The sequence below is a fragment of the Azonexus sp. IMCC34839 genome (assembly GCF_047047955.1).
GTDB lineage: Bacteria > Pseudomonadota > Gammaproteobacteria > Burkholderiales > Rhodocyclaceae > Azonexus.
Genome location: NZ_CP150631.1, coordinates 980490 through 1003088 on the forward strand (window position 1 = coordinate 980490; position 22599 = coordinate 1003088).

Below are 22599 nucleotides of genomic sequence, written 5' to 3' on the forward strand. Positions count from 1 at the left end.
GGCAAGCCCGGCTTTTCTGTCTGAACGACGAGCGGCTTACTTGCCATCCTTCTCGTTCGGATTGAACTGGAAGCCGGTGAACATGTTGCGCGTCTGGCTCTGCAGTTGATCCTGCATGGACTGGAACATCTTCTTGGACTGGTCCATGTAGGCCGTCATCATGCTCTGCATGGCCGGCTGCTGGAAGTTCAGGAACTGGTTCCAGAAATCGGCCTGGACGCTGGCATTGTCGCCGCCGTACATGGTGCGCGACTGTTCCTGCAGCTTCTGCTGGAAATCGACGAAGGTCTTCATGTTGTTTTCCAGGTACTTGCCGAGCATGCCCTGGGTGGCGCTACCGTAGAAACGGATGAAGCCGGAAAGCAGTTCGCTGGAGAACATCGGCATGCCGCCGGTTTCCTCTTCCAGGATGATCTGCAACAGGATGCTGCGCGTCAGGTCCTCGCTGGTCTTGGCATCGACCACCTTGAAGACTTCGTACTTCAGCACCAGATCCTTCACATCCCCCAGGGTGATGTATGCACTCGTCTTGGTATCGTAAAGACGGCGGTTGGGGTATTTCTTGATCAGGCGTACCGATTCCGACATGCTGCGATCCTCAAAGTGAAGTCTGTGTGCAGCGCAACATTATATCGAATAAGCCATACGCCGAAGTGAAAACTTGGCTGCTGCATCGCAAAAAATCAGTGATATTTCATGGACTTTTTTGCGCTCGCCCCCAGCAAGCGACCGAAGTCTATTTGCCGCCATCATCTTCATCCGGTTTCTCCGTAGCATCCACCGGGTGTTCGCCCGCCGGCGGACGGCGGCACAGCCCAACGATACGTGACGACAAGTACGCTACCCCGGCCAGTACGCCGCTCTCGCGATCCTCGACCAGTTCCGACCAGGCGTCGTCGAGGGCCAGGTTCAGGCTGTCGCGCAATTCCTGCTCCTGCGCCTCGCGTCCCATCTCGTGCAGCATGACGCCCAGGCCGACCGCCCCGATCGATATGGCAGTTCCGGCCACCCCGCCGACCAAGGTCGATACGGCGCTGCTGCCACCGCTGATTGCCAATTGGCCGACCAGCTTCTCGCTGATGCGCTGTGCCACCGGTGTCAGGCGGCTGCTCGCCCCCTTGCCCGACAGTCGTTGCGCCTTCTGCTGCAAATGCTCGTTCAAGGCAAGAAACGCCGGCTGTCGAGCGACACCATCGCGCCCCAGCAATTCGGACAGTGCCGCATCGCGGCTGGGCGGTGGCCCAAGCTGGATTACCTGCAGCGTTTGCAGATGCGCATTGAACTGCCTTTCAGAGAGCCGGTAGCTTCCCGGCAACTCGGCCATCCGCTCGCGCAACCGCTCGAGATAGATCTTGCCGGCATGTCTGCGTACCGTATCGAAATCGATCAGCCCGGCCACCGGCTGCAAAACCCTGTCCTGGTATTCATCCTGCAGATAGGCGGCCAGTTTTTTCTCCGGCCCGGCCGTTTCTCCGCCCGAACTCAGGCGGTACCAGGCGGATTTCACACTCAGCCAGCGCTGCGTCCAATAACCGGAATACCAGGGGATGAATTCCTTTTCCATCCGATGAGCGACCAGCAGTTTCCAGCGCTCCATTTCGCCACGTGCGAAACTTTCGGCCGGCCCCTCAGCCTCCATCGCCCGCTCGGCAATGGCACACTCGACGTCGCGCCAGATGCTCTCCGGAACGGGTTGCTCGACCTCTACCGGAGCAGGCCGACGCGGTGCAGCACAACCACTGAGCAGCATGACAGCCGCCAAGAACAGGGAACAGCCCATTCTTCGCCATTTGTCGATCTGCATATGCCCAGCCAGCACCTTTCACCTCGCTCCCGGTCCGTGGTGCAAGTATAAAAAAAGCCCGGCAATCGCCGGGCTTTAGTTTGCTATCTGTGCCGAAGGCCAGATTACTGGTAGTACAGGCCGCCGTTGATGTTGATGGTGGCGCCGGTGGTGAAGCCGGACAACTCATCGGACAGGTAGGCGCAGGCGAAGCCGATTTCTTCCGGCTTGGCCAGACGCTTCATCGGGACGGAAGCGACGATGGTTTCCAGAACTTCCGGCTTGATGGCCATAACCATCTTGGTGGCGACATAGCCCGGGGCGATGGCGTTGACGGTCACGCCCTTGGCGGCCAGTTCGGCAGCCAGTGCCTTGGTGAAGCCGATCACGCCAGCCTTGGCGGCGGAGTAGTTGGTCTGGCCAGCCTGACCCTTGACGCCGTTGACCGACGAGATGTTCACGATACGGCCCCAGCCACGCTCAGCCATCTTGGCAGAGACTTGCTTGGTCATGTTGAAGAGGGAGGTCAGGTTGGTGGCGATAACGGCATCCCAGCCATCCTTTTCCAGCTTGGCGAACATGCGGTCGCGGGTGATGCCGGCGTTGTTGATCAGGATGTCGACCTGACCGCAAGCGGCTTCAGCCTCGGCAACCATCTTCTGGCAGTCTTCGAGAACGGAGACGTCACCGGCAACGCAGACGAAGTCGTTGAAACCGGCAGCGGCTTGTTCCTTCAGCCACTCTTCCTTGTTGTCGAATTGCGGGTGATAGGCGGCAACCACCTTGTGACCGGCCTTGGCCAGCTGTTGGCAGATGGCGGTACCCAGACCGCCCATGGCGCCGGTAACGAGAGCAACGCGTTGCGTCATTGTGTTTCCTTCCTTGTTGATGAAATGTGTAGGTTGAGAAAACGGCGGTCAGAACATGTGCTGACCACCGTTGATGGAAATATTGGCCCCGGTCACGAAAGCCGCTTCGTCGGAAGCGAGATAAGCGACGAGGCCGGCGATTTCTTCCGGCTTGCCCAGACGACCGACCGGGATATGCGGCAGGATCTTCGAATCCAGCACTTCCTGCGGAATGGCCGTGACCATCTTGGTACCGATGTAGCCCGGCGAAATGGTATTCACGGTGACGCCCTGCTTGGCCACTTCCAGCGCCAGCGCCTTGGTGAAACCGTGCATGCCGGCCTTGGCCGCCGAGTAGTTGGTCTGGCCGAAGGCCCCCTTCTGGCCATTGACCGACGAAACGTTGATGACGCGCCCCCACTTGCGCTCGACCATCCCGTCCATGACCTGCTTGGTCATGTTGAAGACGGAGTCGAGGTTGGTGTTCATCACCGCATCCCAATCGGCCTTGGTCATCTTCTTGAAGGTCATGTCGCGGGTGATGCCCGCATTATTGACCAGCACGTCGACCGGGCCGACTTCCTTGCTGACCGTCTCGACGCAGGCCTTGGCCGAATCGAAATCGGTGACGTCACACGGGTAGGCCTTGAAGCCGTAACCCATGTTGTTCATGTTCTTCAGCCACTCCTCCGCCTTGGTGTTGCCCGGCGAATAAGTGGTCACCACCTTGTAGCCCAGTGCCGCCATCTTGATGCAGATGGCCTCACCCAAGCCGCCCATACCCCCAGTAATCAGTGCTACTCGCGACATCTTAGTCTCCTTGGGAAAGTTAGACCGCGCGCTCTTTCACATAACGACCGGGTGCCGGTTCGATCGGCTTGTATTTGGTGTTCCCCGGTTTGCGCGGTGCTCGCTGTTCTCCCATGAAAGACTTGCTCCAGGCCGCCCAGTCGTTCCACCAGCTGCCCGGTTTCTCCTCGGAGGCGGCCAACCAGCCATCCGCATCCGCCTTGATATCTTCATTGATCCAATAACTGCGCTTATTCTTGCTGGCCGGATTGATCACGCCGGCGATATGGCCGGAAGCGCCCAGCACGAAACGCAGCTTGCCGCCCAGCAGGCGGGTGCTCTGATAGGCCGACTGCCATGGCACGATGTGGTCTTCGCGCGTCGCCAGCAGGTAGACCGGCATGTCGAGCTGGCCCAGATCGACCTTCTCGCCGCACATGCTCAGCTTGCCCGGCACGCGCAGGTTGTTCTCCAGATACATGTTGCGCATGTACCAGCAGGCAAACTTGCCCGGCAAATTGGTCGAATCGGAATTCCAGTACAACAGGTCGAAAGCCTGCGGCTTCTGGCCCTTCAGGTAGTTGTTCTGGACGTAGTTCCAGACCAGATCGTTGGCGCGCAGGAAGGAGAAGGTATTCTGCAGATCGCGCGCCGGCAGCAGGCCGCCCTGGCCGATGGTCGCTTCACGCGCGGCAACGCCCTGTTCGTCGATGAACAGGCCGATTTCGCCGGTATCAGAGAAATCGAGCAGCGTCGTCAGCAAGGTCAGCGAAGCTACCGGGCTCTCGCCGCGCGCCTTCAGCACGGCCAGCGCGGAAGTCAGGATCGTGCCGCCGACACAGAAGCCGAGCGCATTGACCTGCTTGACCTTGGTGATTTCCTGCGCCACGCGCAGCGCGGCAATCGGGCCCTGCTCGAGATAATCGTCCCAGCTCAGCTCGCCCTGTTCTTCCTTGGGATTGCGCCACGACACCAGAAAAACCGTATTGCCCTGCTCGACCATGAAGCGGATCAGCGAATTGTCCGGTTGCAGGTCCATGATGTAGAACTTGTTGATACAGGGCGGCACGACAATGATGGGACGCGTGCCCACCTTGGCCGTCAGCGGCGCGTACTGGATCAACTGCATCACGTCGTTTTCGTAGACCACCGCGCCTTCGGTCGTGGCGATATTGCGCCCGACTTCGAAGACCGACTCGTCGGTCATCGAGATGCGGCCCTTCTCGAAATCCTTGATCAGGTTGTTGATGCCGTCGGTGATGCTCTGCCCCTTGGTTTCCAGGGCAATCTTGATGAACTCGGGATTGGTCGCCGCAAAATTGGTCGGCGCCATGGCATCGGAAATCTGCCGCGCCAGAAAACGCATGCGTTCGCGCGTCTTGTCGTCCTGCGAGGGAAGCAGTTCGACCATTTCCTTCAGGTAGCGCGTATTGAGCAGATAGGCCTGGTGCAGGTAGTCGAACACCGGGCTCTGCTGCCACTCCGGCGAATTGAAGCGGCGGTCGCCCGCTTCCGGGGCCACCTTGAAGGTTTCCGGCTTACCCTGGTGCTTGCCCAGCACAGATTGCCAAAGGGATAACTGTTGGTCGGCAAAATGCTTCTGCAGCGCGGTCATCGCCTGCGGATCGACAGCCGGCGGCACATTCGTATTGGCAGCACCGGACTTGCCGAGATATTCCATGAATTGCTGGGCCATATTCTGTCCCGCCTGCATGAACTGCATGGCAGAGCCCAGGAATGCGTCGTTATTGTTCGATCCTTGCGCCATGGAAATGTCTTCTCGCTAGCCTTGGGGTATGAGCTTTTGGATTCTGCATACCGCCCCTGAGGCTGTCAATGCATTTGCATGCATAATTACCCGCTCAATTGAGGCAGCTTGCGTACATTGTTGCAAGCCACCGGGATTTTGAAACAAACCCGCAACTATCAAAAATGATACACGCTTACGGCGAAATTCAATGCCCAAGGCGACACTTCAGAAAAAATGCATCTATCCTTGATCATCGTAATCGGCTGGCTCTACGTCACCTTGCTGGTGGCAGCCAATGAACCGAGCATCATCGCCGGTATCATTTCTTTCGCCTTCTACGGACTGCTTCCCTGCGGATTGATAATATATTTTGCCGGCTCGAAGGTGCGTCGGGAGCGCCGCCGCTTCAAGGAACTGCAAGCGACCAAGGAAACTCCGGAAGAGACCCCCTAGGTTTGCCGGCCAATCTCTGTATAACGAAGAGAGAGCCCGGTGGTCGGAAAGCGGGAGTTATTCGCCGACCAGGGCCTGGACCACGGCAATCGAAGCCACGCCCATGCCAATCAACAGCACCTGTTGCAGGGTGGCCTTGAGCTCGGTGCGCTTGTGTAGCCCGGGAATGAGGTCAGCGACGGCCACGTAGATCATGCTGGCAGCGGCCAGGCCGAGCAAGTATGGGATCCACTCGGTCAGTTCCGACAATGCGTAATAGGCGAGTAAAGAGCCAACCAACGTCGCCAGACTGGACAACAGGTTGTAGGCCAGCGCCTTCATCTTGCTATAGCCGGAATGCAGCAGGATCAGGTAATCGCCGACTTCCTGCGGTATTTCGTGGGCGATGATGGCCAAGGCGGTGACGATGCCCAACTCGGTGTTTTCGAGGAAGGCGGCAGCGATCAGGATGCCGTCGACGAAGTTATGGAAGGTGTCGCCCACCAGGATCAGCAGGCCGGAACGTCCATGATCGTTGGCGGGGGCGTGCGCTTCGTGCGCCTCGCAATGATCGTGGTGACAGTGGCGCCAGAGCACCAGCTTTTCGAGCACGAAGAAAACCAGGATACCGAACAGCACGGTGCTGGCCATGCGCTGCGGCTGACCATGTTCGAGCGCATGCGGCAGGATTTCCAGGAAAGCCGCTCCCAGCAGCGCACCGATCGCATACGAAATGAGCATGCTGACCCGATGCGTACCCAGGGCAACGCTCAGGGCAGCGGCCGCGACGACGCTGAGGATGCCGCCGGCGAGGGCTACGGTGATGATCCAGGAAAGTGTGCTCACACGCTTCTGCGCTTGGAGAAAGGCGCGGATTATACGCCCTCCTCTCAGCTAAAGCTCAGCTGCCGCTCAAGGCCCCGGCTTCCCGCAACAACCAGTCGCGGAAAGCGGCCACCGAGGGGCGCGCCGCGATGGTCTTGCGCACCACCAGATAGTAGGCATAAGGCGAAGGCACCGACTGCTCGAAAGGTACGATCAGGCGCCCGGCCGCGATGTCTGCTTCAACCAGCGGGCGCAGCGACAGCGCCACGCCTTGCCCATCCAGCGCCGCTTCGATGGCCAGCAGCGAATTGGAAAAACGCGGCCCGCGCTCGGCGTCGACACCGCTGACCTTGACGCTGGCCAACCACTCGCGCCAACCGGGCTGGCGCTCCTCGTCGTTGACCGTTTCGTCGTGGATCAGCACGTGCTGCCGCAGATCCGCCGGCGTGGCCAGCGGTTTCGCCTCCGTCGGCAGACGCGGGCTGCATACCGGCCCCCAGGCCGGGGTCATGATGCGATCGACCTGGAAGCCGGGATAGTTGCCGGTCCCGAAGCGGATCGCCACCTGGCTGTCCGAGGCCCGCAGGTCGGGCATGGCATCGTCGAGTGAACGCGCCTCGCCCCGGCGATCGACGGCACCGGCGCTGCTCGAGAGACGCAGGTCAATGCCGGGACAGGCCGCTGAAAAGCGCGCCAGCCGCGGCACCAGCCAGCGCGCGGCAAATGACGGCGGGGCGGCAACGTTGAGCACGCCTTCGCCGGTTTGCCGCACTTGCTCGATGGCCGCCGCGAAGCACTCGAAACCTTCGCGTATCTTCGGCAGCATGGCCTTGCCTTGCGGCGTGATCTCCAGGGCACGGGTCAGCCGGTGAAACAGACTGACGCCAAGATAGCCCTCGAGCAGCTTGATCTGCTGGCTGACGGCAGCCGGCGTCACATGCAGTTCCTCGGCAGCTTTCTTGAAGCTGAGATGGCGGGCGGCGGCTTCGAAAGCTCGCATGCTGGCGAGCGGCGGTAAACGATAAGTCACGGAATGGTTAAGTTTTTCTAAACCATCGCATCATAAAGAGTCGTTTGTCGGACTACAAGTCGCGGATTAACTTGAAAAAACCGCGGCCGAGCCATGTGTCGCGGCGACAAGACCCCGAAAGGAAATACAGCCAAATGAAGAAAACCTGGATCGTTCTGCCCCTGATCGCCATCGCCCTCGCCGCCTGCGGCAAGAAGGATGAAGCCGCTGCTGCCGCCCTGCCGGCACCGGCCGTTGCCCCGTCGCTGACGCCCGCCCCGAGCGATGCCTCGGCTGCCCCGGCCGCCGACAAGCCGGCAGAAGCCGCTTCCGCCCCGAACTCGGCAAACGATAGCACCGCAAAATAAAACTTATCCGAGACGAACGATTAAGTTTTTCTTAACCGTTAAACAATAATTTATCGTTCGTCGGCACGTGACCGTTTGGTTACAGTGCGGCCTGCTTCCTCTAGATGCAAATTGTGTTGAGTTGTGTTTTGAGCCCGCCTCGTGCGGGCTCTTTTTCTGAGGAAAAGGTCACGCAGGGTGGACCCAGAACGCTTTCCGCTCGTTCCCCCGACCCCGGACGCTCCCGCTTCCACCCTGCCCCCAACTCCTGCGGTGCACGACCCTAAAACGGCATTTTTCGGGAAGCCCAACACAACCTGAACCGAGGAGTTTCCCGACCATGGATGGTGCTTCCCGCATCCTCAACGCGCAGTTGCGCAGCAAGATCATGTCGGCCGACGAGGCCGCCCACCTCATTCCGTCCGGCGTCAATGTCGGCATGAGCGGTTTTACCGGCGCCGGCTACCCGAAGGAAGTCCCCAGCGCACTGGCCAAGCGCATCATGGACGCCAACCTGCACGGCAAGAAATTCAAGATCGGCGTGTGGACTGGCGCGTCCACCGCGCCTGAACTCGACGGTGCGCTGGCCATGGTCGACGGCATCGAGATGCGCCTGCCCTACCAGTCCGACCCGACCTGCCGCAAGCGCATCAACGCCGGCGAAATGGAATACATCGACGTGCACCTGTCGCATGTCGCCCAGTATGTCTGGGGCGGTTTTCTCGGCAAACTGGACGTCGCCGTGGTCGAAGTGGCCGGCATTCTGGAAGACGGCCGCCTGATCCCGTCGTCTTCAGTCGGCAACAACAAGACCTGGCTGGACCAGGCCGACAAGATCATCCTCGAGGTCAATAGCTGGCAGAACCCGCACCTCGAAGGCATGCACGACATCTACTACGGCACCGCCCTGCCGCCGCACCGCAAGCCGATCCCGATCTGCAAGACGGACGACCGTATCGGCGAGCCGTATTTCAAGATCGACCCGAACAAGGTCATCGCCGTCGTCGAAACCAACAAGGCCGACCGCAACTCGCCCTTCACGCCGCCAGATGCCAACTCCAAGCTGATCGCCGGTCATATCCTCGACTTCCTGCAGCATGAAGTGAAGATGGGTCGCCTGCCAGCCAACCTGCTACCGCTGCAATCCGGCGTCGGCAACGTGGCCAATGCCGTGATGGCCGGCCTGCAGGATGGTCCCTTCGAGAACCTGACGGCCTACACCGAGGTGCTGCAAGACGGCATGCTGGAGCTGATCAAGTCGGGCAAGCTGACCTGCGCCTCGGCGACGTCGTTCTCGCTGTCACCGAGCGCACTGACCGAACTGAACGCCGACCTGCCGCGCTTCAAGGATTCGATCATCCTGCGCCCGCAGGAAATCTCGAACCATCCGGAAGTGATCCGCCGCCTCGGCGTCATCGCCATGAACGGCCTGATCGAAGCCGACATCTACGGCAACGTCAATTCGACGCACATCATGGGCACCTCGATCATGAACGGCATCGGCGGCTCCGGCGATTTTGCCCGCAACGCCTTCATCTCGATCTTCATGACGCCTTCCAGCGCCAAGGGCGGCAGCATCTCCTGCATCGTACCGATGGTCTCGCACGTCGACCACACCGAGCACGATGTCCAGGTCATCGTCACCGAGCAAGGTCTGGCCGACCTGCGTGGCCTGGCGCCGAAGCAACGCGCCAAGGTGGTCATCGAGAAATGTGCTCATCCGAACTTCCGGCCGGCGCTGCGCGAGTATTACGAACGCGCCCTGCGCTACTCGCCGGGCAAGCACACGCCACATCTGCTCGACGAGGCCTACAACTTCCTGCCAACCTGGATGGCCAACCGTGCCGCTCAGGCAGCCTGGCGCGACGACGCCACGGTGCAGGCGGACGCCTGGGCGAAGTGAAACGAAGGCCGCAACAGCGGCCTTTTTTCATTGCTGCGGTGCACTACCCAATAAGTGGGAAAACTCCTTGACCGGCAAGGGCCGACTGAAGAAATACCCCTGGTAGACGTGGCACCCTGAATCCGCCAGGAAGGCCCGCTGCTCCTCGGTCTCCACCCCTTCGGCGATAACGCTCAGCCCGAGGCTCTTGCCCAAAGCGACGACTGTCCGTGCAATCGCGGCATCGTTGCTGTCGAGCAGTACATCGCGCACGAAGCTCTGGTCGATCTTCAACTGATCCAAAGGCAAGCGCTTCAGATAGGACAAGGAGGAATAGCCGGTCCCGAAATCGTCGAGCGAGAAACCGACACCGCGGGATTTCAATTCATGCATCTTGGCGATGATTTCCTCGGTGTTGTTCAGCAGCATGCTCTCGGTCAGTTCCAGTTTCAGGTTCTGCGGCGGCGCACCCGTCACCTCAATCATGGCCAGCACCTCCTCGACCAGATTGGGCGAACTGAATTGACGCGCACTGACGTTCACCGCCAGGGTCAGGTGCGCCATTGCCGGATCGAAACTCCACGCCGCCAATTGCTCGCAAGCGGTACGCAAGACCCAGTGACCGAGTGGCAGGATCAGGCCCGACTCCTCGGCCAGCGGGATGAATACGGCGGGAGAAATCAATCCGCGCTCCGGATGTAGCCAACGAACCAGTGCCTCGGCGCCGACGACGCGACCATTCGCATCGACTTGCGGCTGGAAGTGCAGGACAAACTGCTCTTCGACGACCGCTCGTCGCAAATCGTCCTCCAGCGCAGCACGCGCCTCGAAGGCGGCCTGCATTTCCGGATCGAAAAAGCGCAGGGTATTCCTTCCCTTCGCCTTGGCTTGGTACATCGCCGTATCGGCCCGTTTGAGCAACTCGTCGGCAGTCAAACTCTGGCCGCTGAACAGAACGATGCCAATGCTGGACGTGCAATAGTGCGTTCGGTGATGCGCCTCACCGCCGGTGTTCGACAGGTCGAGTTGGTAAGGCCGGCTCAAGGCCAGCAAGACCTTCTGCCCGGCATGCTCGGCATGAACGGGGGCCAGTGCCGCGTCGCCGACATCGTCGAGTATGACGACGAATTCATCGCCGCCCAGACGAGCCACCGTATCCTCGCTACGCACGCAGGCCTTCAAGCGTGCCGCGGCTTCAACCAGCAACTGGTCACCGACGGCATGCCCGAGTCGATCGTTCAGGGCCTTGAAATTATCCAGATCGATCAGCATCAGGGCGGCATAACGCCCATGTCTGCCGGTACTGGCCATCACCAGCGGCAAGCGGTCCATCATCAGGCGACGATTGGCCAACTGCGTCAGTTGGTCGTAGAAAGCGAGATGCTTGATCTCATCCTCCGCCGTCTTGCGCATGGCAATATCGACAAAAGTTCCGACGTAATGGGAAACCTCACCCTCGTCTCCGCGCACCGTCGTGATCGTCAGCCATTCCGGATACGCCTGACCATCCTTGCGCCGATTCCAGATTTCTCCCTGCCACGAACCATCGCGCTGTATGGCCTCCCACATCGCCGAATAAAATTCGTGCCCATGGCGACCCGAGGCAAGAATCCTCGGGTTCTGCCCGACGACCTCCTCCGGCGCATAGCCGGTGATATGGGTAAAGGCCCGATTGACGCGCAGGATGACCGAATCGGCATTGGTCACCATCATGCCCTCCTGTGCCTCGAAAGCCGTCGCGGCGATGCGCAGGTACTCCTCGGCACGCTTACGCTCGGTGATGTCGAAGACGGAAACGATGCGCAGTTTCTGGCCGTCGACGATCACTTCCTTGCCTTCGATTTCGACCAGAAAGCTCTGTCCCTTGCTGTTTCTAGCCTGGAGTCCATGGCCGTCGGGAAAAAGAAGCTGACTTTCCGCTACTCCCTGCAGCCCATCCCTGGCGTAGTCGAAGAGCCTCTCGGCGTTGTCGTTGGCCTTCAAAATACGGCCATTCTGGTCGACGACCAAGACTGCGGCGGCCACTCTATCGATGATGTCATCGAGCAGGGTCAAACTGCGATCGCCCAGCAGAATGCGGCGTCGATAAAGCCATAGCGCCCAGAAGAAATTAAGCAGGGCCAGGGCAAACGCAGCACCCTGGAACAAACGAATCCGGGCAGCCTGCTGCTGGGTTTGCCGCTCAAGCTCGCTGGTCAACTCGTTCATCAGCCTGAGCAAGGTTTGGTTGCTCTCATTGGCCGTCTCGACAGCCAGCGGGAGGACCTCCGGAAAGTCCTCGTATTTCGCATCGAGCACAGCAATCAGACGGGAGCGCATGGGAGCCCAAGCACTATTTGCCTGCTGCACCAGTTGAACCGCGGCATCGCCTTTTGCCGGCGGCAAGTCGATCTCATCCCCGCCACCGCCTCTTGTCCGATGGCCGGATGTGAACGCCCGCAAGGTATCGTCGAAGGTTGAAAAGCTTAGCCGCAATTCCTCCAGGCTGCCTTCGATCGGCGCCCCAGCCCGCGCCGAGCGCTCGATGCTGAGTAGCGACTTCACCATCCGCTGCGACAGCATCCGTTGCCGGCCGGCCAGATTGATGCCGACCGCTTGCTGCTCGATATGCCAAGACAACCAGAAATTCAGCGCCAGCGCGGCGAAATCGAAGAGCAGAAAGAGCCCAACGGCTATCACCGCAATGCGTGACGAACGTTGGTCGCCTCCGGGACTCATGTCATCCCCATCCTCCGCCTACCCCGCAACCGATGTCGCGAGTGGCAAACCAGCAAATTGTGATACAGGTTTTAATATTGTAGCAAACCGGAAATAGATACCAATGGTATATTCGAAACATGTACCCTGCCGTGAATTCCACCACAGCGGGAAGACCTTCAGGAAATAGGTTTCAGCGCAACCAGATCAGGCTGGCCATGCGCCCTGTCACACCGTCACGCCGATAGGAAAAGAAGCGTTGGCTATCGGAAAACGTACAAAGCTCACCACCATAGATCGCCATCACCCCGGCTGAGTTCAACCTTTGCCGCGCGAGCGTGTACAGGTCTGCCAGCCACTTGCCCTCACCGTATTGGTGAAACGCCGCGCTGGCCGCACCATCACGGGAGACAAAGGCGTCTTTGACCTCCGAACCGACCTCGAAGCTTTGCGGCCCGATCGCCGGTCCCAGCCAGACGAGAATCTCGCGTGAATCCACCTGCAGCGTATCGATACAGGCTTCAAGCACGCCGGCCAACAAACCGCGCCAGCCAGCGTGAGCAGCAGCGACCACCGTGCCGGCCCGATCGCAGAACAGGACCGGCAGACAATCGGCCGTCATCACCGCGCAAACCGGCCCCGGCTCACGACAGAAGGCCGCATCGGCCTCCACGGTTTTTGCCGTTTTAGCGATGTCCACCGCAGCAGTACCATGGACCTGCTGCAGCCAGACCGGATCGGCCGGCAACAGCGTACGCAGGCTGGCACGATTGGCCGCCACCCGCACCGGATCGTCGCCGACGTGATCGCCAAGGTTGAAACTCTCCCACGGCGCCGGACTGCAACCCCCGCCGCGCAGGGTCTGCAGGGAGCCGACATTGGCCGGCGCCGGCCAATCCGGAACGAAGACTTCAGGCATACAGCTGCTCGATCAGTTCGCGCATGTCCGCAGGCATCGGCACCTCCCACTGGACGTGGCGGCCTGTTTTCGGATGTATGAGGCCAAGCCGGGTCGCGTGCAGCGCCTGACGATGAAATGGCGGCAAACGCGGATCGGGCTTGCCATAAACCGGATCGCCAACCAGCGGGTGGCCGATCGAGGCCATGTGCACGCGAATCTGGTGCGTCCGCCCGGTTTCCAGCGCACATTCGACCAAGGTGCAGTGATTGAAGATTTCCAGCACGCGATACCAGGTCAGTGCCGCCTTGCCACCACGGCTTTCCGGCACCACGGCCATTTTGGTCCGATGTACCGGATGGCGGCCGATCGGTGCATCGACACCGTTGTCGCGTCGAATGACGCCGGAAGCCAGCGCCAGGTATTGCCGCTTGACCGTGCGCGCCTGCAACTGGCGGATCAGGTCGGTTTGTGCCTCCAGCGTCTTGGCGACGACGAGCAGGCCGCTCGTTTCCTTATCCAGGCGATGCACGATGCCGGCACGCGGCACTTCGGCAATGCCGGGCACATGATGCAGCAGCGCATTCATCAACGTACCGCTCCAGTTGCCGCTACCCGGATGCACGACCAGCCCGGCCGGCTTGTTGATGACAAGCAGTGTGTCGTCCTCGAAGACGATATCGAGCGGGATGTCTTCCGGGGCTTCCGGACGGTCGCGCGCATCGTCCGGCACGGTGACGGTCAGCGTCTCGCCGCCGAACAGCTTGCGCTTGGGTTCGCTCACCATTTCGCCATCGACAGCAACGCAACCTTCCTTCACCCAGTTCTGCAAACGGTTGCGCGAATGCTGTGGCAAAAGCTCGGCCAGCACCTGGTCAAGGCGACGCCCGGCGCTGGCGTCCGGAACCGTCAGGCACAGCGGTTCGCTTAGGCTATAATCGCCGGAGTTTTCCATAGGGTCATCATTCATGATGCGAAGTTTAGCCGTATTCCAGCCGTTCTCGGCCTTTATCCGTTTACTGACGGCGCTTTCGGTATGCTTCTGGCTTGCCGGTTGCAGTTCGTGGCAAACGACCCAGGATGAAACCATCGGTTGGTCGGCAGGTCGTCTCTATTCTGAAGCCAAGGATGCGCAGGCTGACGGCAGTTGGGACAAGGCCGCCAAATATCTTGAGAAACTCGAAGCCCGCTACCCCTACGGCCGCTACGCCCAACAGGCGCAACTGGAATTGGGCTATGTGTATTGGAAGGCCAATGAGGCCGGTTCCGCTCTCGCCGCTTGCGACCGCTTCATCAAGCTGCATCCCGGCCACCCGTCGGTCGACTACATGTATTACCTGAAGGGCCTGATCAACTTCAACGAAGATCTGGGCATCCTCGGTTTCATCAGCACCCAGGACCCAACCGAGCGCGACCCGAAGGCCGCCCGCGAAGCCTTCGACTCGTTCAAGGAACTGGTCACCCGCTTTCCGAACAGCAAGTACACGCCCGACGCCGTCAAGCGCATGAGCTACCTGGTCAATGCCCTGGCCTCGCTCGATGTCCACGTGGCACGCTACTACTACAAGCGCGGAGCCTACATCGCCGCCGCCAACCGCGCACAATCGGTGGTCAAGACCTACCCGCAGGCACCTGCCGTCGAAGAGGCCATGTACATCATGGTCATCAGCTACGACAAACTCGGCATCACCGAGCTACGTGACGATGCCGAACGAGTGCTGAAGACCAACTTCCCCAATACCAGCTTCTACCGCGAGGGCCTCGGCGGCAAAAAAGCCTGGTGGAAACTCTGGTAATTCCCTGAGTCAAACAAGCAAATGCCCGCACAACGCGGGCATTTTCGTATCAGCCGCCCTGTTTTATCGCCAGAACGGCTTGGTTGCGCAATGTGCGCAACAAGGACAACTCTTTTTCCGGAATAGCGATGCCGCCAGGTTCGTCGCGATCAGCATAGATCAAGGCCACCGGACTCCCCTTGATGTTCAACGGGAAGAGTACAAACGAATGCGCCGGAACAGCCTTGCGGTACCACTCGGGAATCCGTGCGGCAATCTTCGGATCGTCGATATCGGTGATCAGGATATCGACCCCCTTGGAAGTCGCCGCATGAAAGATGTCCGGCGTAAAGGTCAGCGGAAAACGGAAGGATTTCGCCACCTCGTTGGCATCCGGTCCAAAGCCGAAGCGCCCCAGCATCATCCCGGATTTGGCATCGCGGATGCACAGCAGGACGCGCTTGAAGCCCATCGCCCGGTACATCGTCTCAAGGATGATGCGCAGGATGTCGTTCAGCTTGAAGTCGTCTACGAGCGTGTTGCTGATGTCTTGAATTCCGGCCGCCAGCACAGCCTGCGCATCGACTGCCTCGACTCCGTCACCATTTTCGTCGCCACCCGGCGCCCCGAGCAGTGGGTCACCCTCGCCCAGGCGAGCGCCCTCGACAAAGTCGCCTGTTCCCGGCTCACTGGTAGTTGACGCAGCGCCTCCCGTCGAGAACTGCCGCATCAAACGGCCGAAATGCGTCTGCTGCAAATTCAGATGGATGATGCGAGCAAACTCGGCCACTTCCTCGGTCGAGCGCTTGACTGTCTGGACAAGTTCCCTTTCCTCGAGGGAAACGGCTGCGGCGAAGCGGACCATCACCTTCTTCATTTCGCGATCCCGCGCTTCCGGCGTCAGCTGTGCGATAACGTCGCACAACTCGTTGGCCATCGCCGACAGTACCTGCAGGCGATCCTCGGTAGTTTCCGGTTTGCGCACCTTGCCGGCATCCAGCTTGCGCATCGAGCCGACGATGACGGACGGGAACCCCCACTGGCGGGCAATGGCGATGCCCATCTCGTCGTAGGAAATGCCGAGCACCTGGCGGGATGCCAGCTCCTCGCTACAATTGCGCTGCTCCATGACGCGGCGGACTTCATCGGACTCTTCCGGGAAATAGTACTGAGCCAGCAAGCGTCCCAGGCTGTGGAATAGCGCACAGATGAAAGTCTGCTCCAGATCGCGCATTTGCGCCGTAGCGCTGATGTCCTTGGCCAGGATACCGGCCAGGTTGGCGCGAACGAAATCTTCCTTCAGTTGGTTGATGTTCACCTTGTTCTGCAAATGCTCGAACAAGAGCACGGTGATGGCAATATTGCGCACTGCCTCGAAGCCGAGCACGATGACTGCGCGCGAGACGGTACTGATACTGCCGCCGCCGGCCGGCCGAAAATAGGCCGAATTGACCAGACGCAATATCTTGTTGGTCAGCGCAAAATCCTTGAGGATGGAATTCGACAGCTTGTTGATGCTTTCCGTCTCGCTGTTGGCGATCTTGTTGATGGCGCTGACCGACTCCGACAGTGCAGGAAAATCGCTCTTGTGCCGCATCCGACGCAGTAGAAACTCAAGCGTCGCCTGCCGTTGGCCGCCCACCGCTTCACCGACCTCGACCTCGGGTTCGAGATAATCATCCAGCGCCTCGGCGAACTGCGCGGCCGACTGGTAACGTACCGCCGGATCGCGCGCCAGAGCTTTGTACAAAATTGCACTTAAAGCCTCGTCCACCGCAGCATCGTCAGGCAAGCGCAAATCGTGATCGGTAATCCGGCTGAACACGGTCGCCAGCTTTTCGCCACGGAACGCCCGTTGTCCGCTCAGCATCTCGAACAGAATGATCCCGGCCGCAAACACATCGCTACGTGGTGAAAACTCCCGGCTCAGGATGTATTCCGGCGCCATATAGGTCGGCGTACCGGTCATCCGGTTGCTGCGTTCGCCCGGATCGTCGACGCGCGAAGCAATACCGAAATCCATGACGCGCGGCATGCCGTTCTCGTCGAGCAGGATGTTCGACGGCTTCAGGTCGCGATGGACGATACCCATGCGATGCGCGTGCTCGATGGCATCCAGAATTGGGCGCAGAATACCGATGGCCTTGACCGCCGACAGCGCTCCGCTTTGCGCCAGAAAGCTCGCCAGGCTTTCTCCAGGCACGTATTCAAACACCAGATAGATGTCGCCGCGCTCCTCGCCCGCCTCGTAGATCGGAACGATGTTGGCGTGGCGCAGCTTGCTGACAGTGCGCGCCTCGGTCAGCAATTGCTGATTCTGTGCCGGGTCGGGCTGTGAAAAATGCAGCGTCTTGATCGCGATCTCGCGTTGCAACTGCGGATCGAAGCCGAGATAGACGACACTCTGCGCGCCGCGCCCGAGTTCGTCCCTGACTTCGAAGCGACCGATTTTCTTACTCATGTTCTGCTATCCAAAGTAGCCGCGGGATACCGTCGGCGCCGCCAACGACCACCGCGTTCTGCCCATAGTCTTCGCCCAGGGTACTGGCGTCTTCGGGCAAAAGTTCGGGCACGAAGCAACTCTCTTCGACCGGCCAGTCACCGCCATCGGCCACGTTCTCGGCTGCATAAGGTTCGTAGTTGCCTTCGAGCAGATCACATTCCAATTGCGCCTGGCGCTCGGCATTTTCGGTGGCCGACAATCGTTGCGAACCGGGATTGAAAGCCGTCACGATGGCAAAACTCTCGATCGACTCGCCCTCCAGCCAGCGGCGCAACGCCTCGCTCGGCTGGTCGATGCGCAGTTCGCACATCGTGTCCGGCAGGAAAACCCGGTAGGTCGTGGCGCGGTACAGCGCCTCCAGTTCACTCGTCTTCGCCATCGAATTCCACCGTCCCGATCAGTTTCTCGGCATCGCCGGCCGGCAGGGCCTCGACTTCCTTCAGTTTGCGCGACAGCTGGCGCGTACGCGTTTCGGCCTTACTGATGCTATTGCTCGCCTCGTCGAGTTTCTTCTTGGTATGCGCCAAGGCCTCGCCGAACTTACCGAATTCGGTCTTCACCGCCCCCAGCACCGCCCACACCTCGGCCGAGCGTTGCTCGATGGCCAGTGTACGGAAGCCCATCTGCAGGCTGTTCAGCATCGCCGCCAGGGTCGTTGGCCCGGCCAGACTCACCCGGAAATCCCGCTGCAAAGCCTCGGCCAGCCCAGGGCGCCGCAAGGCCTCGGCATACAGCCCCTCGATCGGCAGGTAGAGTACGGCAAAATCGGTGGTATGCGGAGGCGCCACGTATTTCTCGCGGATGCTCTTCGCTTCATTCTTCAAGCGCACTTCGATGGCCTTGGCCGCTTCCTCGATGGCGGCCGGCTCCTGCGCATCAAGCAGACGCTGGTAATCCTCGATCGGGAACTTGGCATCGATCGGCAGCCAGACGACAGCGCCGTCGTCTTTGCCCGGCAGGCGAATGGCGAAATCGACCCGCTCGCCACTGCCCGGCTTGGTCGCCACGTTGGCGGCGAACTGATCGATGGTCAGCAATTGCTCGAGCAAGGCCGACAACTGCACTTCGCCCCAGGTGCCACGCGTCTTGACGTTGGTCAGCACGCGCTTGAGGTCACCCACCCCCGCCGCCAGCGACTGCATTTCGCCGAGGCCGCGATGCACCTGTTCCAGGCGCTCGCTGACCAGCTTGAAGGATTCGCCAAGACGCTGCTCCAGCGTCGCATGCAGTTTCTCGTCCACCGTACGGCGCATTTCCTCGAGCTTGTTGGCATTGTCCGTCTGGATCGCCGCCAATCTCCCTTCGACCGCTTGCTTCAGTCGCTCGAAACGCTCGTCGAGCCCGAGCGAGAAACGGTTCAACTCACGGGCAAAAGCTTCCAGGCGTTCGGCCTGCAAGGTACCGAACTGGCCAACCTGGGTCGTCAAGGCCTGGCTCAACATATTGGCCGACTGCGCCCGCTCCTCGCGGTCGCGGAACGATTCCTCGGCATCTTCGCGCCGTCCACGCGCCAGTTCCTCGCGCAACTCACGTTCCAGGCGTGCAATCCCCTTTTCCAGGGCTTCCTGCAGATTACGCAGGCGCGCTTCGTCGTCTTGCCGATGATTGCTGCGCAACAGCAAGGCCACCTGTAGCAGGATGATCACTACCATGCCGGCCACCACGGCCAGCCCCATCAACTCGCTCATCCCGCCTTACCTCAAAGAAAAATCAACGCGGTTGCCTTTGGCCTTTTCATCGGCCTCGGCCTTTTCCGGCAACAGGAAAACACGCTCCGGCGGCACCTTGCCATTATCGACCAGCCAGGCTTGCACGTTCTCGGCGCGCTGCCGCGCCAACTGACGCAAATCCTCGTCGCTGGCCGGCAGGTTGGCCAGCATCAGCTTTTCCATTTCCTCGACCGGCAAATCCTTCAACATACCGATGGCGTTGCGCGGCTTCGGGAACTTGGCTTCGCGATAGGCCCGCGTCAGGTAGGTCTTGTATTCCTCAGGCGCAATTTCAATGGCCTCCAGCGAATTGCCCTCGCCACTCTTGCGCAAATCCTTGAGCTTCTCGGTCTTCATCGCCCGTTCAATGGCGACGCGCTTGACGCCTTCCTTGTCGAGCTCCGGATCGGCCCGCCCGGTAATCTCCAGCTTCAGCGATTGACGCTCGGTCAGCGCCTTGGCCAGCGCCTCCAGCTTCTTGGTCGCCGCATCCGACAGACTTGCACGGCCGACGGCGAAATCGACGTTCGACAACTCCTCGCCGCCGCCGAACATCGAACCAAGGAGCGCGAACGGCGAGGTTACGGCCTTGACGAAGAGATTGACGATGACACGCACGATCAGCCCGCCGACCGAGAATTCCGGATCGTCCAGCGAACCCGAAATCGGCAGGTTGATGTCGATTTCACCGCGATTGTTCTTCAACAAGGACAAGGCCAGATTGACCGGCAGCTTGGTCGCGTCCGGACTTTCCACCTTGTCGCCAAAAGTAAACTGGTCGATGAAGACGCGGTTGTCGGCCGTCAACTGGCGATTCTCCAGCTTGTAGGCCAGGTTCATCGACAGTTTGCCCTTCTCGATGGCGTAGCCAGCGTACTTGCCCGAATAGGGCGAGAAGCCGACCAGGTCGACCCCGGTAATGTCGGTCTTGATGTCGAGGAAGCTCTTTGCCGCCAGCGGATTGAGCTTGCCAGCAATCAGCACCGGCGCCGAATTGGCATAACTGCCGCGCATTTCCAGATCGGCTACGGTATCGGCGGCCGACGATAGCCCGTTAACCTTGCCCGCCAGTTTAGTGACGTTGACGGTGTAGTTGGGTTTGACGAAGAAATCGGAGAAATTGACCGTCCCGTTCTGCACGGTGATCTTGGCGATCTTGATCGGCGGGGGCGCCTTCGCTGGTTCGGCAGCAGTCTGATTGTTCCCCGCTGCCGGCTTGGTATCGCCAGCGGCAACCGTCTCGTTGGTTTCGGGCTTCTTTACGATATCGGCGACGTTCAGGCGGCCATCCTTGTTCAGGATCAAACGGGAATAGAAATCGGCCAGCGCGATTTCGCCAATGTTGATCGCCAGCGGGTCGAGGCGAAAATCGACATTGCCGAAATAGAGCGACTTCCATTTCAGGAAATCCGCGCTATTGAGCTTGTCCACCGCAACAAAGTCACCCAGCGTCGCCGAGCCTTTGTAGGCAGCCTTCAACTTGCCGTCGGCAATCTGTAGGCTAGCCTCCCCCTTGTTCGACACCTGACCACGCGTCACCGAGATATTCAGGAATTGGCCGAAATACGGCTCCAGCGGCATCATCGGAATGGCGACCGTTTCAACCCTCAGGCCAATATCAAGAGGCGAAGCCTGCAGGCTGCCTGAAACGTCCAGGCTACCCTTGGCGTTAACCTTGCCCTTGATGGCGATCTGCCCTTTCTTACCCACTTCGTTGGTCAGCCCCTGGCCTTGCACACTGAAGCCATCGAGTTGCTGCACTGCCGCGGGTTGCGTTGTCTGGTCTTCGAAACGGAAGGCCAGCGCGTCGACGGCCAATTTGTCCAGCTTCGCCACCCATGGCTTGTCGTCCTTGGCAGCCGGTTTGGCTTCTGCCTTGGGCGCGGTCTTCAAGGCAGGCGGATTGAGCCATTCGATTTCGCCAGCCTTGTTGCGCAGCATGCGCACTTGCGTTCCCTGATTGAGCAGTTCGCCAAGCTCGACGCGACGCGCCGGCAAATCCACACGGATGTCCTTGAAGGCCATCTTTTCGACCTTCAGGCGCTCTCCCATGTCGATCTGAAAGCTGACGGTATTGACGACAATCGGCTTGCTGAGAGAGCCATCGACCTCGCCGACCGCCACGTGCAGTTGCCGTACCTCGCCGGCCACCGTACTGCTCCGGGACTCATCCCGCCAACGCAGCCCCCCATGATCCAAGGCGAATTCGCCAAGCGACCATTGCAATGCCGGCCCGGCATCGGTCTTGGCTGGTGCCTCCTTGGCGGTCGGGGCCTTGCTCAATCGATCGAGCACACGCAGCACGTTCAATTCGCCCTGGCGATCAATCCCCAGGCTGAATTCCGGTGCCTCCAGAGCGACGCGCTTGATTTCGAAACGACGATTGAGCGGATCGGCCTTGTCGATGTCGACATCGAGCCGCTTCCAGCCCAGCAAATGAGCCCCATTGCTTTCGTTGACCACCAGACCGGAAACATGCAGCGCACCGACCACCGCCAGCGAGAAGGTGCCATCGGTGACTTCCTTGAAGTTCGCTTTCAGTTCGGAGTCGACCGTACCCGAGGCAATACGGAAAGGCAGGCTATCCGGCAGGTAAGCCTGTACGCCCGCCAGATCGAAACGATCAAGATCGAGATCCAGTTCGCTCTCGTGCGTCTGGGCAAACGGCTTGCTGCGCCCTTTCAACGCCAGGGTTGAGCCGTCGATATTGGCCGAGAAAGCCGGCTGAACCAATACCTCGGCCTGATAAGGCAGGCTCGATACGAAGGGCAAGGCCAGATTGATTTCGGAGATTTTGTGCAGTTTGCCCTTCGGCCGGTCGTCGAACTCGATCCGGGCGTCAACCAACTGGATATTGTTCAGCGAAAAGCGCGGCGTTGCGCTGTCCGGTTCCTCCTCTTTCGGCTGCATCCACTTGTCAAGCAGATCAGAGATGTCATAGCGACCGTCGCCCAAATGCGCCACGGCAAGACGCAAGCCCTGCAGGCGGATTTCGTCGATCACTGCAGCAAACTTGAAAACGGAGGCAGACGAAAGATTGACGTACAACTCGTCGAAACCCGCTGCTTCCTTACCTGCCTTATCGCGTATCGACAAGCCATTGATGCGGACCGACAGCGCATAAGGATTCACGTCGATACGCTCGACGCTGACGTCACGATTCAATTGTTCTGAGGCAACGGACAGCAGTACGGACTTCAGTATCGGTGGAGCAGCGAAATAGCCGAACAAGCCGAAAGCCAGCAGGAAGCCACCAAGCCATTTGGCAAAGCGATGCGTTTTGCTCGACTTGAGTACATCGTTGAGGCGCGATGCCATTACAAATCGAATATTCTTGTGCTCAGCCATGATA

The 22599-nt window shown here is 59.9% G+C and carries 18 protein-coding genes; 4 read left to right on the top strand and 14 right to left on the bottom strand.

What is annotated here, in order from left to right:
- Positions 1-36: 36 nt before the first annotated feature.
- The 5 genes from phaR to phaC form a co-directional block, all read right to left on the bottom strand.
- Entirely contained in the window at positions 37-588 is a 552-nt protein-coding gene (phaR, locus tag WIF35_RS04915; protein WP_412480451.1) for a polyhydroxyalkanoate synthesis repressor PhaR, read from the bottom strand.
- A 148-nt stretch (positions 589-736) separates the two neighbouring features.
- Positions 737-1750, bottom strand: a complete 1014-nt coding sequence (locus WIF35_RS04920; RefSeq protein WP_412480452.1) for a hypothetical protein — start codon at positions 1748-1750, stop codon at positions 737-739.
- A gap of 158 nt (positions 1751-1908) precedes the next feature.
- A complete protein-coding gene (phbB, locus tag WIF35_RS04925) occupies positions 1909-2652 on the bottom strand; it encodes an acetoacetyl-CoA reductase (protein ID WP_027458166.1) in 744 nt (247 codons plus the stop codon).
- A gap of 48 nt (positions 2653-2700) precedes the next feature.
- Complete coding sequence (phbB, locus tag WIF35_RS04930; protein WP_412480453.1) at positions 2701-3441, bottom strand: acetoacetyl-CoA reductase; 741 nt, start codon at positions 3439-3441, stop codon at positions 2701-2703.
- Between the two features lie 19 nt (positions 3442-3460).
- Positions 3461-5188: a class I poly(R)-hydroxyalkanoic acid synthase gene (gene phaC / locus WIF35_RS04935; RefSeq protein WP_412480454.1), complete on the bottom strand. Its 1728-nt coding sequence runs from the start codon at positions 5186-5188 to the stop codon at positions 3461-3463.
- Between the two features lie 228 nt (positions 5189-5416).
- Between phaC and WIF35_RS04940 the strand changes: the two genes are divergently transcribed.
- Positions 5417-5623: a hypothetical protein gene (locus WIF35_RS04940; RefSeq protein WP_412480455.1), complete on the top strand. Its 207-nt coding sequence runs from the start codon at positions 5417-5419 to the stop codon at positions 5621-5623.
- 57 nt (positions 5624-5680) lie between these two features.
- Here the strand turns inward: WIF35_RS04940 and WIF35_RS04945 are convergent, their stop codons facing one another.
- Positions 5681-6448: a ZIP family metal transporter gene (locus WIF35_RS04945; protein ID WP_412480456.1), complete on the bottom strand. Its 768-nt coding sequence runs from the start codon at positions 6446-6448 to the stop codon at positions 5681-5683.
- A 55-nt stretch (positions 6449-6503) separates the two neighbouring features.
- Positions 6504-7427: a transcriptional regulator GcvA gene (gcvA, locus tag WIF35_RS04950; RefSeq protein ID WP_412480457.1), complete on the bottom strand. Its 924-nt coding sequence runs from the start codon at positions 7425-7427 to the stop codon at positions 6504-6506.
- 164 nt (positions 7428-7591) lie between these two features.
- Here gcvA and WIF35_RS04955 point away from each other — a divergent pair, with 164 nt between their 5' ends.
- Positions 7592-7804: a hypothetical protein gene (locus tag WIF35_RS04955; protein ID WP_412480458.1), complete on the top strand. Its 213-nt coding sequence runs from the start codon at positions 7592-7594 to the stop codon at positions 7802-7804.
- A gap of 319 nt (positions 7805-8123) precedes the next feature.
- The gene (locus tag WIF35_RS04960; RefSeq protein WP_412480459.1) at positions 8124-9686 is read left to right on the top strand and encodes an acetyl-CoA hydrolase/transferase family protein; all 1563 of its coding nucleotides are present in this window, start codon (positions 8124-8126) and stop codon (positions 9684-9686) included.
- Positions 9687-9713: 27 nt separating this feature from the next.
- Here the strand turns inward: WIF35_RS04960 and WIF35_RS04965 are convergent, their stop codons facing one another.
- The 3 genes from WIF35_RS04965 to rluD all read right to left on the bottom strand — a co-directional run bounded on the left by WIF35_RS04965 (position 9714) and on the right by rluD (position 14230).
- Positions 9714-12383, bottom strand: a complete 2670-nt coding sequence (locus WIF35_RS04965) for an EAL domain-containing protein (protein ID WP_412480460.1) — start codon at positions 12381-12383, stop codon at positions 9714-9716.
- Between the two features lie 172 nt (positions 12384-12555).
- On the bottom strand, positions 12556-13281 hold the full coding sequence (gene pgeF, locus WIF35_RS04970) for a peptidoglycan editing factor PgeF (RefSeq protein ID WP_412480461.1): 726 nt from the start codon (positions 13279-13281) through the stop codon (positions 12556-12558).
- Positions 13274-14230 (bottom strand): 23S rRNA pseudouridine(1911/1915/1917) synthase RluD, encoded by a 957-nt coding sequence (gene rluD / locus WIF35_RS04975; RefSeq protein WP_412480462.1) that lies wholly within the window; start codon positions 14228-14230, stop codon positions 13274-13276. Before rluD ends, pgeF begins: the two co-directional genes overlap by 8 nt.
- Between rluD and WIF35_RS04980 the strand changes: the two genes are divergently transcribed.
- The gene (locus WIF35_RS04980; RefSeq protein ID WP_412480463.1) at positions 14229-15056 is read left to right on the top strand and encodes an outer membrane protein assembly factor BamD; all 828 of its coding nucleotides are present in this window, start codon (positions 14229-14231) and stop codon (positions 15054-15056) included. The two genes, rluD and WIF35_RS04980, sit on opposite strands and share 2 nt — an antisense overlap.
- Positions 15057-15105: 49 nt before the next feature.
- Here WIF35_RS04980 and WIF35_RS04985 read toward each other — a convergent pair whose 3' ends face one another.
- From WIF35_RS04985 to WIF35_RS05000, 4 genes are read right to left on the bottom strand one after another with little or no spacing between them, the layout of a single operon-like run.
- Entirely contained in the window at positions 15106-17496 is a 2391-nt protein-coding gene (locus WIF35_RS04985; RefSeq protein WP_412480464.1) for a protein kinase domain-containing protein, read from the bottom strand.
- Positions 17489-17917, bottom strand: a complete 429-nt coding sequence (locus WIF35_RS04990; RefSeq protein ID WP_412480465.1) for a DUF3293 domain-containing protein — start codon at positions 17915-17917, stop codon at positions 17489-17491. Before WIF35_RS04990 ends, WIF35_RS04985 begins: the two co-directional genes overlap by 8 nt.
- Positions 17901-19226, bottom strand: coding sequence for a DNA recombination protein RmuC (locus tag WIF35_RS04995; protein ID WP_412480466.1), 1326 nt, complete (start codon positions 19224-19226; stop codon positions 17901-17903). The genes WIF35_RS04990 and WIF35_RS04995 overlap by 17 nt, the downstream gene beginning before the upstream one ends.
- Positions 19227-19232: 6 nt before the next feature.
- On the bottom strand, positions 19233-22565 hold the full coding sequence (locus tag WIF35_RS05000; RefSeq protein ID WP_412480467.1) for a DUF748 domain-containing protein: 3333 nt from the start codon (positions 22563-22565) through the stop codon (positions 19233-19235).
- Positions 22566-22599 lie beyond the last annotated feature (34 nt).

Coding starts and splice junctions, on each gene's coding strand:
- WIF35_RS04985 (WP_412480464.1), bottom strand. CDS start 17,496: ATGAGTAAGAAAATCGGTCGCTTCGAAGTCAGGGACGAACTCGGGCGC.
- WIF35_RS04955 (WP_412480458.1), top strand. CDS start 7,592: ATGAAGAAAACCTGGATCGTTCTGCCCCTGATCGCCATCGCCCTCGCC.
- phbB (WP_027458166.1), bottom strand. CDS start 2,652: ATGACGCAACGCGTTGCTCTCGTTACCGGCGCCATGGGCGGTCTGGGT.
- WIF35_RS04990 (WP_412480465.1), bottom strand. CDS start 17,917: ATGGCGAAGACGAGTGAACTGGAGGCGCTGTACCGCGCCACGACCTAC.
- WIF35_RS04920 (WP_412480452.1), bottom strand. CDS start 1,750: ATGCTGCTCAGTGGTTGTGCTGCACCGCGTCGGCCTGCTCCGGTAGAG.
- phaC (WP_412480454.1), bottom strand. CDS start 5,188: ATGGCGCAAGGATCGAACAATAACGACGCATTCCTGGGCTCTGCCATG.
- rluD (WP_412480462.1), bottom strand. CDS start 14,230: ATGAATGATGACCCTATGGAAAACTCCGGCGATTATAGCCTAAGCGAA.
- WIF35_RS04965 (WP_412480460.1), bottom strand. CDS start 12,383: ATGAGTCCCGGAGGCGACCAACGTTCGTCACGCATTGCGGTGATAGCC.
- WIF35_RS05000 (WP_412480467.1), bottom strand. CDS start 22,565: ATGGCATCGCGCCTCAACGATGTACTCAAGTCGAGCAAAACGCATCGC.
- phaR (WP_412480451.1), bottom strand. CDS start 588: ATGTCGGAATCGGTACGCCTGATCAAGAAATACCCCAACCGCCGTCTT.
- phbB (WP_412480453.1), bottom strand. CDS start 3,441: ATGTCGCGAGTAGCACTGATTACTGGGGGTATGGGCGGCTTGGGTGAG.
- gcvA (WP_412480457.1), bottom strand. CDS start 7,427: ATGCGAGCTTTCGAAGCCGCCGCCCGCCATCTCAGCTTCAAGAAAGCT.
- pgeF (WP_412480461.1), bottom strand. CDS start 13,281: ATGCCTGAAGTCTTCGTTCCGGATTGGCCGGCGCCGGCCAATGTCGGC.
- WIF35_RS04960 (WP_412480459.1), top strand. CDS start 8,124: ATGGATGGTGCTTCCCGCATCCTCAACGCGCAGTTGCGCAGCAAGATC.
- WIF35_RS04980 (WP_412480463.1), top strand. CDS start 14,229: ATGATGCGAAGTTTAGCCGTATTCCAGCCGTTCTCGGCCTTTATCCGT.
- WIF35_RS04995 (WP_412480466.1), bottom strand. CDS start 19,226: ATGAGCGAGTTGATGGGGCTGGCCGTGGTGGCCGGCATGGTAGTGATC.